The organism is Maritimimonas sp. 2210JD6-3 (assembly GCF_056591795.1).
In genome coordinates, this window is sequence record NZ_JBWQOJ010000003.1 from 1 (window position 1) to 13240 (window position 13240).

14 protein-coding genes and 1 tRNA gene are annotated in these 13240 nt (G+C 33.7%); 7 read left to right on the forward strand and 8 right to left on the reverse strand.

The window, feature by feature from the left end:
• Nucleotides 1-32: 32 nt before the first annotated feature.
• Together AC1EUY_RS02345 and rsmG are read right to left on the reverse strand one after the other, a co-directional pair.
• Nucleotides 33-1760: a solute:sodium symporter family transporter gene (locus AC1EUY_RS02345; protein WP_480193890.1), complete on the reverse strand. Its 1728-nt coding sequence runs from the start codon at nt 1758-1760 to the stop codon at nt 33-35.
• A 64-nt stretch (nt 1761-1824) separates the two neighbouring features.
• Nucleotides 1825-2454 carry a 16S rRNA (guanine(527)-N(7))-methyltransferase RsmG gene (gene rsmG / locus AC1EUY_RS02350; protein ID WP_480193891.1) on the reverse strand — a complete coding sequence of 210 codons (630 nt, stop codon included), beginning with the start codon at nt 2452-2454 and terminating at the stop codon, nt 1825-1827.
• A gap of 110 nt (nt 2455-2564) precedes the next feature.
• Between rsmG and AC1EUY_RS02355 the strand changes: the two genes are divergently transcribed.
• The 4 genes from AC1EUY_RS02355 (at nt 2565) to AC1EUY_RS02370 (ending at nt 6231) form a co-directional block, all read left to right on the forward strand.
• Nucleotides 2565-3662, forward strand: coding sequence for a fatty acid desaturase family protein (locus AC1EUY_RS02355; protein ID WP_480193892.1), 1098 nt, complete (start codon nt 2565-2567; stop codon nt 3660-3662).
• Between the two features lie 123 nt (nt 3663-3785).
• Nucleotides 3786-4973 carry a pyridoxal phosphate-dependent aminotransferase gene (locus AC1EUY_RS02360; RefSeq protein WP_480194055.1) on the forward strand — a complete coding sequence of 396 codons (1188 nt, stop codon included), beginning with the start codon at nt 3786-3788 and terminating at the stop codon, nt 4971-4973.
• Complete coding sequence (locus tag AC1EUY_RS02365) at nt 4973-5422, forward strand: acyl-CoA thioesterase (protein ID WP_480193893.1); 450 nt, start codon at nt 4973-4975, stop codon at nt 5420-5422. Before AC1EUY_RS02360 ends, AC1EUY_RS02365 begins: the two co-directional genes overlap by 1 nt.
• Nucleotides 5419-6231, forward strand: coding sequence for a DNA/RNA non-specific endonuclease (locus tag AC1EUY_RS02370; RefSeq protein ID WP_480193894.1), 813 nt, complete (start codon nt 5419-5421; stop codon nt 6229-6231). Before AC1EUY_RS02365 ends, AC1EUY_RS02370 begins: the two co-directional genes overlap by 4 nt.
• Here AC1EUY_RS02370 and AC1EUY_RS02375 read toward each other — a convergent pair.
• The 5 genes from AC1EUY_RS02375 to AC1EUY_RS02395 all read right to left on the reverse strand — a co-directional run bounded on the left by AC1EUY_RS02375 (nt 6228) and on the right by AC1EUY_RS02395 (nt 9541).
• Nucleotides 6228-6374, reverse strand: coding sequence for a hypothetical protein (locus AC1EUY_RS02375; RefSeq protein WP_480193895.1), 147 nt, complete (start codon nt 6372-6374; stop codon nt 6228-6230). The genes AC1EUY_RS02370 and AC1EUY_RS02375 overlap by 4 nt on opposite strands.
• A 108-nt stretch (nt 6375-6482) precedes the next feature.
• Nucleotides 6483-7118: a carbonic anhydrase family protein gene (locus tag AC1EUY_RS02380; protein WP_480193896.1), complete on the reverse strand. Its 636-nt coding sequence runs from the start codon at nt 7116-7118 to the stop codon at nt 6483-6485.
• A 12-nt stretch (nt 7119-7130) separates the two neighbouring features.
• The gene (locus tag AC1EUY_RS02385) at nt 7131-9005 is read right to left on the reverse strand and encodes a SulP family inorganic anion transporter (RefSeq protein WP_480193897.1); all 1875 of its coding nucleotides are present in this window, start codon (nt 9003-9005) and stop codon (nt 7131-7133) included.
• A gap of 58 nt (nt 9006-9063) precedes the next feature.
• On the reverse strand, nt 9064-9360 hold the full coding sequence (locus tag AC1EUY_RS02390) for a hypothetical protein (protein ID WP_480193898.1): 297 nt from the start codon (nt 9358-9360) through the stop codon (nt 9064-9066).
• Between the two features lie 99 nt (nt 9361-9459).
• A tRNA-Leu gene (locus AC1EUY_RS02395) sits at nt 9460-9541 on the reverse strand.
• A 94-nt stretch (nt 9542-9635) separates the two neighbouring features.
• Here AC1EUY_RS02395 and AC1EUY_RS02400 point away from each other — a divergent pair.
• The gene (locus AC1EUY_RS02400; RefSeq protein WP_480193899.1) at nt 9636-11021 is read left to right on the forward strand and encodes a dipeptidase; all 1386 of its coding nucleotides are present in this window, start codon (nt 9636-9638) and stop codon (nt 11019-11021) included.
• On the opposite strand, the gene AC1EUY_RS02405 is transcribed toward AC1EUY_RS02400, so the two are convergent.
• Nucleotides 11022-11174 (reverse strand): hypothetical protein, encoded by a 153-nt coding sequence (locus AC1EUY_RS02405; RefSeq protein ID WP_480193900.1) that lies wholly within the window; start codon nt 11172-11174, stop codon nt 11022-11024.
• A 135-nt stretch (nt 11175-11309) separates the two neighbouring features.
• Between AC1EUY_RS02405 and AC1EUY_RS02410 the strand changes: the two genes are divergently transcribed.
• Both AC1EUY_RS02410 and AC1EUY_RS02415 read left to right on the forward strand, forming a co-directional pair.
• Nucleotides 11310-12062 (forward strand): DUF4386 domain-containing protein, encoded by a 753-nt coding sequence (locus AC1EUY_RS02410; RefSeq protein WP_480193901.1) that lies wholly within the window; start codon nt 11310-11312, stop codon nt 12060-12062.
• A gap of 76 nt (nt 12063-12138) precedes the next feature.
• Nucleotides 12139-13239, forward strand: coding sequence for a DUF4407 domain-containing protein (locus tag AC1EUY_RS02415; RefSeq protein ID WP_480193902.1), 1101 nt, complete (start codon nt 12139-12141; stop codon nt 13237-13239).
• The last annotated feature ends 1 nt before the right edge of the window (nt 13240 follow it).

Below are 13240 nucleotides of genomic sequence, written 5' to 3' on the forward strand. Positions count from 1 at the left end.
TTTATAAACAAATAAACCAAAAAACTAATCAATTAAAAAATTAAATAGGTACTCAATACTAATAGTGTAATTATGATTCCTACGACTATGGTATATTTCCAAGGCTCAATATTAATTTCGTCAGTGAGTTTTGGTTCATAGGGTGTAGTTTTGGGTTTGAGTTTTCCTACAATCAACATAATCAAAACATTCACTACAAACAAAATTCCCATAATGTGTAAGAAATGCGGATAGGCAGTTGCCTCTACATAACTTATCTTTTCCATATGCGCAGCTATATCTGTTATGCCCATTTCTTTAAAGTAGTTTGCTTTTTCAACATCTTCGAGACCATTTATATAGCTTGAGCTTTGCAATCCAGCCGATTCTAATGCGCTGCTTTTAAAATTAGGCTCTAAAATAAGTAGGCTGGTTAAATACATTAAGACTCCACCTATGAGTACTATTTTAGCACCTATTGCTGGAACTTTTTTGGTGAGGATTCCAATTACTACGACAGCAAAAATAGGTACACTTAAACTTCCTAAAGCACGTTGAATATAATCAAATAAACCAGCAGGAGCATTGGCAATAAAAGGTGCAATGATCATAGAAACGATAGCTAAGCCTAAGCCAAATCGTTTACCAGCTTTCACGGTGTCAAATTCGCTTGCTTCTTTGTTGAAGTACTGTTTGTATAAGTCAAATCCAAATAAGGTAGCGCTACTATTTAATAAACTATTAAAAGAACTTAATACGGCTCCAAATAATACGGCTGCAAAGAACCCAATAAAGGCACCAGGTAATACTTTTTTCACTAATGCAGGATACGCTTGGTCGGCATTTTCTAGATTGCCTTCAAAAATATGCCAAGCGATGATACCTGGTAAAACCACCACTACAGGTATTATAAATTTAACAAAGGCAGCTAGTAGCATTCCCTTTTGCCCTTCTTTTAAACTCTTTGCGCCAAAAACACGTTGTAAAATAGACTGGTTTGTTCCCCAATAATAAATCTGCGCAATCATCATTCCGGTAAAAATAGTTCCAAAAGGAATAGAAGAAGTAACACCTCCGGTAGCTTCAAATTTATCTGGATTACTATTCCATAAAGTAGTCAATCCTTCAGAAATACTTCCATCACCAATTAACTGTAATCCAAAAATAGGAATCATTAATCCACCAATTATTAACCCAATGGCATTGATTAAATCAGACACAGCTACGGCTTTTAAACCGCCGTAAATGGCATAAACAATTCCAATAAGACCAATACTCCAAACGCAAATAGTAATGACTGTGCTTAAAGGCATATCTAGCACTTCGGGGAGGTCAAACATCGTACTAAAAGCCAACGATCCTGAATATAAAATAGTAGGAAGTAACACAATACCAAAGGCAATTAAAAAGAGTAAGGATAATATTCCTCGAGTGTGTTTGTCAAATCTATTTTCAATAAATTCAGGGATGGTCGTAATACCCTGACTCATATATTTCGGTAGGAGAAAAATAGCGCAGATCACGATAGCAATGGCGGCTAATGTTTCCCATGCCATTACTAAAATACCTTCTGTAAAGGCTTGTCCATTTAACCCTACAATTTGCTCGGCCGATAAATTGGTTAACAATAAAGAACCCGCAATGGTTAATGCTCCTAGACTTCTACCTCCTAAAAAATAACCGTCAGCAGATTTTTCATTTGTATTTCGGGTAGCATACCAGGCTATTACAGCAACAAGAATTGTAAAACCAAGAAAGGAAGCAATAGATAAAAAATCCATAATTGTAGGAATATTTTGAGTGTTAGTTAGAATTTATTTCAAACGCACAATTTAGTAAAAAATATTAAAGCTGGTACTTTATAGGTAAATGAACCACTTTCTTAGTTTCAAAAAAGCCTTCTTTAAAATAATCAGACAAACTATAGAGTTTAACTTTTGGGAAGTTTGTCAGTTCTTCAGTTAAATCACCTCCTTTAAGATATAGAATACCGTTAGGTAGTTGATGACGTTGTTTTTTTGCGGTTTTCTTTTTTGTCCATTTCACGAAATCATTCATATTAGTAACCGCTCGGCTCACTATAAAATCAAATTCTCCTTTTACCTTTTCAGCTCTTTGATGATCGGCTCTGACATTTTTTAATTTTAAGGCATCGGCCACTTCATTAACTACCTTTATTTTTTTACCAATAGAATCTACTAAATAAAAATTACTTTTAGGAAATAAAATTGCCAGTGGAATCCCTGGAAAACCACCTCCAGTTCCAATATCAAGAATGGTCGCTCCTTCATTAAAAGGTTGAACTTTAGCAATACCTAGAGAGTGAAGTACATGACGTAGATAAAGCTCTTCAATATCTTTTCTTGAAATAACATTAATTTGGGCATTCCAATATAAATACAGATCTTCTAGTTGCGAAAATTGCTTTTCTTGTTTTGGTGTAATGTCAGGAAAATATTCTTTAATTAGCTTCATAGAGATGCAAAACTAAATCATCTTGTTAAATTTTTAATAATTTAGAGCTTTAAAAGTTACTGCATTTAAAAATGCAGTATTTTTGTCAAGATTAAAAAGATAACTCAATTATGTCAAATAATATATCTGTAAAATTTTCTAGGGTCGATTCTGCGAAATTTTTTAGAACCCTAAATAAACGTGTAAATAATTATTTTAAAGAAAGAAATATTAAGAAAACAGGTAACTGGAAACTATATCTTAAGACATTTGTAATGTTTTCTTTATTATTTGTTCCTTTTATTCTTTTGCTTACTATTAGTTTACCAGGATGGGCTCAAATTTTATTTATGATGATTATTGGTGTGGGTATTGCAGGAGTTGGGATGAATGTAATGCATGATGCCAACCACGAGTCGTATTCAGATAAAAAATGGCTCAACAGATTGATGGGAAGTAGTATTCATATATTAGCAGGTAATGATTACAACTGGAAAGTACAACATAATGTATTGCATCATACCTATACAAATATTCAAGGTCATGATGAAGATATAGACGCGGGTAGGGTCATACGATTTTCTCGACATGCGAAATGGTATGCTATGCATAGGTACCAACAATATTATTCTATTTTTCTGTACGGATTATTAACCATAAACTGGGCGATTACTACAGATTTTAAACAGACCTATCAATATTTAAAAAGGAAATTGTCGTATGGTAAAATGCCAAATCCTGCTACGCAATGGACGAAGTTAATCATAGGTAAAATTGTGTATTATTCTTTTTGGGTTGTTCTACCTCTACTTACAGGGTATGCATGGTGGCAGGTTTTAATAGGATTCTTTATTATGCATTATACAGCAGGTATTATATTGAGTGTCGTTTTTCAATTAGCACATGTTATGCCAGATACTCAAATGCCTTTGCCAGATGAAAAAGGAAATATGAAAAATACTTGGGCAATTCATCAACTATTTACCACCGCTAACTTTGCACCTAAAAATAAGATCGTTGGTTGGTTTACGGGAGGCTTGAACAGACAAATTGAACATCATTTATTTTCTCATATTAGTCATGTACACTACAAAGACTTGGCTAAAATCGTAAAGAAAACAGCATTAGAGTTTAACCTTCCGTATAACGAATATAAAACTACAAGAGCTGCTATAATTTCTCATTTTCATCAATTAAAAGAGTTGGGTAAAAAGCCTGTAATGGCTTAAGTGAATTTCACATTTCATTAAATTTAGTTTAAAAAATAACTTTGTGTAATAAATTGTAGGAGTAGTCTTACATTTTGTGCATTAATCTTTATTTTTGAGAACTAAATTTTTACGATGATATCCTTGCAACAACAATTATCAGATAGAATACATAATCTTCCAACGTCTCAAACTTTAGCCATGGCAGCTAAAGCAAGAGAATTACGCGCAGAAGGAAAAGATATTATTAGCCTGAGTCTTGGTGAACCCGATTTTAATACACCCGATTTTATAAAGGAAGCCGCTAAACAAGCTATTGATGATAATTATAATTCTTATACACCTGTCAATGGATATTTAGAGCTTCGCGAGGCAATATGCAGAAAATTTGAACGTGATAATGGTTTGCGTTATACCGAAGATCAAATTGTAGTTTCTACAGGAGCAAAACAGTCGATTGCTAATGTTGCTATGGTATTACTAAACCCTGGAGATGAGGTATTATTGCCTGCGCCTTATTGGGTAAGTTATTCTGCAATAGCTACGTTGGCAGAAGCAAAATTTGTAGAAATAACATCTTCTATTGAAACGAATTTTAAGATTACGCCAGAACAGCTTGAAGACGCTATTACTGAAAAAACAAAAATGATCTTTTTTAATTCGCCAAACAATCCTAGTGGTACAACCTATACAGAGAGTGAATATAGAGCATTAGCTGAGGTATTAGAAAAGTATCCTACTATTTATGTTTTGTCTGATGAAATTTATGAACATATAAATTATAGCGAACCTACTTTTAGTTTTGCTAAAATTGAAAGTATGTATGATCGAACCATTACGGTTAATGGTGTGGCAAAAGCATTTGCGATGACAGGATGGAGAATAGGATATATTGGAGCACCAACATGGATAGCGAAAGCATGCACCAAGATGCAAGGACAAATTACTTCAGGTGCAAATTGTATTGCGCAACGCGCAACTATTACAGCTCTTGATGCTCCCGTTTCTAAGATTCAGTACATGGTAGATGAGTTTAAAGAACGAAGAGATCTCGTTCTAAACTTAATTAAAGATATTGACGGTATGACTGCAAACATACCTAGTGGGGCCTTTTATGTATTTCCTGATGTTTCTTCTTTTTTTGGTAAAGTTATAGATGGTTATGAAATTAATAATGCTAGTGATTTTTCATTATTTCTTTTAGAAAAAGCGAATGTTGCTACGGTAACAGGTGATGCTTTTGGGGCACCTAAAAATATTAGAATTTCATATGCGGCTTCTACTGAAGAATTAGAAGAAGCTTTTAAAAGAATTAAGCAAGTACTTAGTTAATGAGTTACAAACAAACTTTTACCACTGTTTGGGCAAATTTCGATCCAAACAGACATATGCGTCATACTGCATATAATGATTTTGCCGCCGAATGTAGAGTACGTTTTTTTAATGATAACGGATTTAATGTTGAACGTTTTGGAACAGAGAATTTCGGACCCATTCTCTTTAAAGAGGAAACAAATTTCTTACGAGAAATTAAAATGGGAGAAGATGTTACTGTAGAAATGTTTTTAGAAGGCATGTCTAAGAATGGAGAACGGTTTAAACTATTTCATAAACTCTATAAACCTGATGGAGTGCTTGCTGCAGAAATCAGCATATTGGGTGCTTGGTTAGATTTAAAAGAAAGAAAATTAATCGTGCCATCGAAAGATATGATTAATGTAGTGGCTGCATTAGAAAGAACAGATGATTTTGAAGAAATAATAGTAAAATCTAAGGTTTGAAAAAGTCTGTTGCGTACGCTTTAATTTTAGTACTACTGCTTCTTATAGGATACTTACTAATACCTTCTTCTAAAAAAAATGTTGAAGAAGATACCACATTACAACCATCAGATTCAGATACCAAAACAACATCAATATTTAATTTTTTACCTACATCTACCACTAATCAAATTATAAAGCATCCATATTATACAGTATCTTATAATGAGCCTCATGAGCAGGCAGAATGGGTGGCCTACGAACTTAAAAAAGAACATTTGTCAAGAACCCATAGAAAGCGACCCTTATTTGAAATTGATACCAAAGTAAGAACCAAAGCAGCACATTGGGGTAATTACAAGCAATCTGGGTATACTAAAGGGCATTTACTGCCTGCAGGTGATCGAAAGTTTTCTAAAGAGGCATATGAAAACACATTTTTAACTTCAAATATAAGTCCACAAAGACAAGATTTTAATGAAGGAGTGTGGAATAGGTTAGAGCAAAAAGTTCGTTATTGGGCTAGTAAAGAGCGACATTTATATGTGGTGACTGGAGGTGTTTTAGAAGAAAATCTTACAACGATTGGTCGCGAAAAAGTGTCGGTACCAAATTACTTTTATAAAGTACTATTAGACTATACAAAACCTGAAATTAAAGCGATTGCTTTTTTGGTCCCTCATCAAGATTCTAAAAAGCCATTATATAATTTTGTAGTTTCTATAGATGAAATAGAAAGGCTTACAAATATTGATTTTTTTCCTTCCTTGTCGGATGATTTAGAAGACCGACTTGAGAAAAATGATAGTTATAAGCAATGGAGTTTCTAATGTGTTTCGATGCTAGCTTTTAAAATTCCGAAAAGTTTATCGAATTCTTTATTTTGATTTGTAAATAATAAGAATGCCATTAATGGTAGCATGGTAGTTCCGTTTATGACGATGGCAGTAGTTTTTTTGATCGCTTTTTTCATAATTGATGTGGGTTTTACAACAATTAAACAACTAACAAATTAATTTTCCTACTTTAAAACAAAAAAGCCGCTCAAAGCGGCTTTTATATTTATATAGAAACTTAGAATTTATAACATCTCTACTTTACCAGAATGTAAGTTATATACACCGCCAGCAATTTTGATTTCGCCATTAGCTTCCATTTCTTTTAAAATAGGACTTCGCTCACGAATTCTATCCATGGTTAACAGTACATTATTCTCAACTGTTTTAGCAACGAAAGCACCATTTGATGAATTTAACTCTCCATCAACTTCATCTGAAGCTTTTTTAACAGCCGGTAGAATGTTATCTAACATTGCAGTGATGTTTCCTAATTCTACACCGTCACAGGCAGCTTTAACAGCACCACAAGATTCATGACCTAGAACCAATACTAATTTACTACCTGCCACTTTACAAGAGTATTCCATACTTCCTAGTATATCTACATTTTCAAAATTGCCTGCAACACGGGCAACGAAAATATCACCAATTGCTTGATCTAAAACTGTTTCTACGGGTACACGAGAATCAATACAAGATAATACTACTGCTTTAGGAAATTGTCCGCCTGTAGTTTGATTTACCAAGGTGCTATTGTCAAGTTGATTTGAATTACCAGAAGTAAATCTATCGTTTCCTTCTAATAAATCTGTTAATACACTCTCTGGAGTCATTGCTCCTTGCATTTCTTTTGTTATTGCTACGTTTTTTAATGCCATAATTTTTAGTTTTTAGTTAACTGTATCTTTTACATTTTCTTTTACCCAAACTACACAATCATCAAAATTCTCAAAAATGTGTTCTGTGGGTATAAAATCTGGAATAATATCTATACGCTCCATCATATATCTAGGTTGTTTTAACAAGCCTACAAAAAGTACTTGAATTCCGTTTTTTTGTAAATCTTGCAACATATCTTCCATTGCATAGAGTCCAGATTGATCCATATATTGCATTCGATCTAATCGCATGATAACGGTTTTTGCAGTTTTAGGAATTTGTAACCCTAATGCTTGGAAATCGCTTGTAGAACCAAAGAATAAAGGTCCCTTGATATGCTTTATAAAGACTTCTTCTTTTAAGTTCGTAGGAAATACATTTTCGTCTTTCCATGCTTTTTCTTTTTCTAAAGATTTTACATCAGAACGTTCGGCGGTAAGATCCCCAATCTTTTTCATAAACATTAGTGAGGCGATAACCAAACCAATACCAACGGCAAAAACTAAATCCCATAAAGATGATAATACTAACACTATTAGCATAATGAGTACCTCAGAACTTAATTTTAAAGGCCCAAGCTTAATGTCTTTAGGCATAGCTGGTATGGCTCTAAGCCCTTTATAATCCATTACACCAATACCTACGGTAATTAAAATACCTGCCAATACAGCTGCTGGAATTTGAGAGGCCAAATTAGGTAACCCAGGAATCATTAAAATACTGAATAATAATAACCCAGCAATCATACCAGATAAACGTGTTTTACCTCCAGAGTTGATATTTACAACCGTTCTAATAGTTGCCCCAGCTCCAGGGATACCTCCAAATAAAGCAGCAATACTATTACCAATACCTTGCCCCACGAGTTCTTTGTTGGGTTTGTGCTTTGTCTTGGTCATATTATCTGCTACTATACTAGTTAATAATGAGTCAATTGCTCCTAAAAGTGCTAGTGCTAAAGCAGTAAAAATATATGGTGTTATAGAACTTAAATTAAAATTTGTAATAATTTCTAAGTTAGGTAAAGGGAGTCCTTCAGGAATTTCAGGAATAGGTTTATAATCTAATTTTCCGAGCATAGCGATGGCCGACATTACTACTAACGCCACCAGTGTGCTTGGGACTTTAGTGGTAATGCGTTTAAATCCATAAATAATAAAAATTGTACCTAAAGCCAGCATAAGTTCTAACCAACTAATATTTTGTAAAGCTCTTGGTAGTACTTTCAGAGAACCAAGTACACCCGAAGCGTTTTTAGCAGCTAACGTTTGAGACTCTTTTAAAATATCTGCTTGCGTAACTTTTTCAGCTCTGGCAATAGTTTCCTTAAAGTCTTCTAAAACCAAGATACCTTCTCCAGCTTCTTCCTTTAGAATATTTTCAAGAATTACTTCTTCTGCTTGTGGCTTAAATTTTTCTACATACGACGCATCTTCTTTAGGGTAATAACCTAATGCAGGCAATATTTGAGTAACTAAAATAATAACGCCAATGGCAGTCATAAAACCTGATACCACGGGGTAGGGTATATAACGTATATATTTACCTAAACCTATAGCTCCTAAACCTATTTGCATTAAACCCGCCAATAAGAAAACAGTTAGAATTGCTGGTAAGGCTTTATTTACATCGCCATCGTTAGAGGCAATGATACCTGCAATAATAACCATACTTACTGCAGTCATTGGTGCCGTAGGTCCCGAAATTTGTGTATTTGTACCACCAAATAATGCGGCAAAAAATGATATAAAGATAGCTCCATAGAGTCCAGCACTAGGTCCTAGACCAGACGAAACTCCAAATGCTAATGCTAAGGGTAATGCTACAATACCTGCTGTGATACCACCAAAGGCATCACCTCTTATATTTGAAAATAAATTTTTCATACTATGTAAAATTATATAGTGAGTATAAAGTTGATTTTTTAATCTAGAAATTCGAGAACTAAATGAACTCAGGTGGGGGAGAATTAATACTAAAATAGAGGTCAGAATGCGAATTCAAATAGTAATTATGATTGTTAATAGCTACTAAATGATATTCTGAAGTATTAAATTGGGAAATTTCTAAGAATTTAATTTCAAAATCTTTAGCTATTTCATTCTCTTTATTTTCTTCATCGGTAATATCAACAACCGCAATAATATCTTTGTTATTAGTCACCAATGAAAGTACAGAAGGTGTAATAATACTAATGATAAAAACCAATGAAAAGAATAAAGAAATATAACTTCTATTCACATTTTTCTGTTTTAGAAAAGCAAATATACTATAAACAAAACACTTATTTATTAATTATCTCTTAAATAAAAAAAGCTCTCAAAAACTGAGAGCTTTAAGTGCGGCTGAAGGGAGTCGAACCCCCACGCCTCGCGGCACTAGATCCTAAGTCTAGCGTGTCTACCAATTCCACCACAGCCGCAGAATTGTGGGTGCAAATATAAGCAATACTTCAAAACTGCAAAGCACACATCTATATTTTTACTACTTTTGATTTTCTTCCAAATCATACATAAATGGATTCTATAAAATCATACATAAATCAACATAAAGATCGTTTTTTAAATGAGCTGTTAGAGCTGTTAAGAATCCCATCGATTTCTGCGGATTCGGCCTATAAAAAAGACGTGATTGCAACTGCAGAGGTTATTAAAAATGCTCTTGAAAAAGCAGGATGTGAAAAGGTTGAAATTTGCGAAACTCCTGGATATCCTATTATCTATGGCGAAAAAATCATCGATAAAAACCTACCTACTGTTTTGGTATATGGTCATTATGACGTACAACCACCAGACCCTTTAGATCTTTGGGATTCACCACCGTTTGAGCCTATTATTAAAAACACTGATAAACATCCTGATGGTGCAATTTTTGCTCGTGGGGCATGTGATGATAAAGGACAATTATATATGCATGTGAAGGCATTAGAGTATATGAACTCTGAAGGAAAACTACCATGTAATATAAAATTTATGATCGAAGGTGAAGAAGAGGTGGGATCAGAAGGCTTAGCTTGGTTCGTGCCCAGAAATAAAGAAAAATTAGCTAATGATGTGATTTTAATTTCAGATACTGGAATGATTGCGAATGATATTCCATCAATCACTACAGGCTTGCGTGGTTTGAGTTATGTAGAGGTAGAAGTTACTGGGCCAAATCGGGATTTACATTCAGGTTTATATGGTGGGGCCGTGGCGAACCCTATTAATGTTTTAACAAAAATGATTGCCTCATTGCATGATGAAAATAATCATATTACGATTCCTGGATTTTATGATAAGGTAGAAGAATTATCGGATGAAGAACGCACAGAAATGGCCAAAGCACCATTTTCTTTAGAAGCATATAAAAATGCTTTAGCTATTGATGCTGTTTATGGAGAAAAAGGATATTCTACCAATGAGCGTAATTCCATTAGGCCTACATTAGACGTAAATGGTATTTGGGGTGGTTACATCGGTGAAGGGGCCAAAACTGTAATTGCTAGTAAAGCGTATGCGAAGATTTCTATGCGATTAGTACCAAATCAAGATTGGGAAGAAATAACAGAACTATTTAAAAATCATTTCGAAACTATCGCACCCAAAGGAGTAAAAGTAAAAGTAACACCACATCATGGTGGTCAAGGCTATGTAACACCCATTGATTTTAAAGGATATCAGGCTGCGAGTAAGGCGTACGAAAAAACGTTTGGTAAAGTACCAATCCCTCAACGAAGTGGAGGTAGTATTCCTATTGTTGCACTTTTTGAAAAAGAGTTGAAAAGTAAAACTATTTTAATGGGCTTTGGTTTAGATAGTGATGCGATTCATTCACCGAATGAACATTTCGGAATTTGGAATTATTTAAAAGGTATAGAAACAATTCCTTGGTTTTATAAGTACTATGCTGAAATGAGTTAATTAAATACTATCTAACGTATTAAAATAGCCAAACTCATCGTTTGTAAGTTGTGATTTTTTAGTAGTTATTTTTTTCTTGGTATGATTTTCTTTAAAAAATTTACCTAATGTATTTAACTTGAATATTTCAGCTTTGATTTTTAAATGACTCATAATACTTTGTTTAGCGTTCAATTAGAATTCATTAGTAAAACAATTTAAAACATAAAATTCCCCTATTACGTATAAGAAAACAAGTAACATTTTGTTAGTTGACGCGTCTTATAGTGTAAATTAACTTCAATTATTTTGGATTCACAGCACAAAACAGCACGTATAGCTGGTCTTTTTTATTTTATACTCACTCTCACAGGTATTGTAAGTATTATGCTTGTACCTTCTAAAATAATAGACTGGAGTAGTTCTTTAGATACATGGACAACTATTAGTAATCCAGAAAGAAAGTATTTCTTTAATTTTTTTAACGGTAAAGAGTTACTTTTTATTGGAGTGGTTTCAGGTATACTATGCTACACTGCGTATATATTTTTAGCAGTATGGCTCTATAAATTATTTAATCAAATCTCAAAATTTGCAGCAATTTCTTTGGCGATTTTAGTATTTGCAAGTATCCCTTTTGCCTTTTCTGCGTTAACGCATTTAGCAGAGATTATTCCATTAGTGAATGGAGGTGAGCACTTAGGTAGTTTTACAGATAAACAATTAGCTTCTAAAGCATTTTTATCACTAAAAGCTTATGGTAGCGGACTTACCTTGGCTGAAATTTTCTGGGGGCTCTGGTTGTTTCCTTTTGGGTATTTAGTTTTTCGATCAGGTTTTTTACCTAAAATACTTGGTATTGCACTCATGTTAGGATGCTTTTATTATTTGATGGAAGTCTTGCGTTATTTTGTTATGCCCAATATAAACCAAACAATCTTATATGAAATACTTTCTTATGCAGCTATGATAGGAGAAATGGGTACTATGTTGTGGTTACTTTTTGTAGGAACTCGTTGGGAGCAATTAAGAAATAAAATGTTTAATAAATCTAAGGGCTAAACTTAGTTAAATTTTAACTTCTTAAACGTAACATTTTATTCGTTTTAGCGTTACATTATAATATACTCCCTTTATTATGTTAAAAAACTTCTTTTGGATGTGCTCTGGGGCAGATCCCGACCTACTTAACGATAGCCCAAAATCTGAACAAATTAAATACGCTGGTATTGGCGGAACTGTATTTTTTACAGCAGTTATGGCCTTCATTTCGGGTTCGTATGCATTATATACTGTATTCGATTCTGTCTATATAGCAATAGCATTTGGAGTTATTTGGGGCTTGCTTATTTTTAATCTCGATAGATTCATTGTTTCAACAATCAAAAAACAAGACAGTGTTTGGAAGGAATTGATTCAGGCTTCTCCACGAATTATATTGGCCGTTATCATTGCCATTGTAATATCAAAACCTTTAGAGATGAAAATCTTTGAAAAGGAAATTAATCAAGTATTACTAGCGCAAAAGAATGAATTGACTTTGCAAAATCAAACTCAGATTGCACAACAATTTACTCCAGAAATCAGTAGAATTCAGTCTGAAATACAATCGTTAGAAAATGCAGTTGAGGCTAAAGAAAAAGAAGTAAACGATCTTTATGATACTTATATCTCTGAAGCGGAAGGCACTGCGGGCACTATGAAGTTAGGAAAAGGACCTGTTTATAAAGAAAAGCGAGAAAAGCACGATGTCTTATTACAAGAACTACAGCAATTAAAGCAAGATAGTAAGTTAAAAATCTCTGAAAAAGAAGCGGCAATTGCTGCTTTAAGAACTCAAAAGGATACGCAGGTAACCTCTAGCCAACCCATTATTGATGGTTTTGATGGGTTAATGGCACGTATCAACGCCTTAGGCGAATTGGCTTGGTTTCCATCATTCTTTATTTTGTTGTTATTTTTAGCCATAGAAACGGCTCCGGTATTCGCGAAAATTATGGCTCCCAAAGGCGCTTATGACCTCAAGCTGGAAGAACAAGAAAATGCATTAAGTACTTGGGTAACACAACAGAAAAATCAAAGGGCTTCGTTATTGGCAACAGATACTTCTTTGAATGAAAAAGTATATTATGATGTTGCTGGAGATCAAGAAGTGTATGATTACAAAAAGCAGAAAGCAAAAGAGTTGTTGCAAAAGCAATCGGATGCTTTTTATAAAAAACAAACAGACTTACTTTAGG

Excerpts from the sequence above, each read along its gene's own strand:
- AC1EUY_RS02380 (WP_480193896.1), bottom strand. The coding sequence starts at position 7,118 with ATGGCATTAAAAAACGTAGCAATAACAAAAGAAATGCAAGGAGCAATG.
- AC1EUY_RS02365 (WP_480193893.1), top strand. The coding sequence starts at position 4,973 with ATGAGTTACAAACAAACTTTTACCACTGTTTGGGCAAATTTCGATCCA.
- rsmG (WP_480193891.1), bottom strand. The coding sequence starts at position 2,454 with ATGAAGCTAATTAAAGAATATTTTCCTGACATTACACCAAAACAAGAA.
- AC1EUY_RS02405 (WP_480193900.1), bottom strand. The coding sequence starts at position 11,174 with ATGAGTCATTTAAAAATCAAAGCTGAAATATTCAAGTTAAATACATTA.
- AC1EUY_RS02415 (WP_480193902.1), top strand. The coding sequence starts at position 12,139 with ATGTTAAAAAACTTCTTTTGGATGTGCTCTGGGGCAGATCCCGACCTA.
- AC1EUY_RS02400 (WP_480193899.1), top strand. The coding sequence starts at position 9,636 with ATGGATTCTATAAAATCATACATAAATCAACATAAAGATCGTTTTTTA.
- AC1EUY_RS02345 (WP_480193890.1), bottom strand. The coding sequence starts at position 1,760 with ATGGATTTTTTATCTATTGCTTCCTTTCTTGGTTTTACAATTCTTGTT.
- AC1EUY_RS02385 (WP_480193897.1), bottom strand. The coding sequence starts at position 9,005 with ATGAAAAATTTATTTTCAAATATAAGAGGTGATGCCTTTGGTGGTATC.
- AC1EUY_RS02375 (WP_480193895.1), bottom strand. The coding sequence starts at position 6,374 with ATGAAAAAAGCGATCAAAAAAACTACTGCCATCGTCATAAACGGAACT.
- AC1EUY_RS02355 (WP_480193892.1), top strand. The coding sequence starts at position 2,565 with ATGTCAAATAATATATCTGTAAAATTTTCTAGGGTCGATTCTGCGAAA.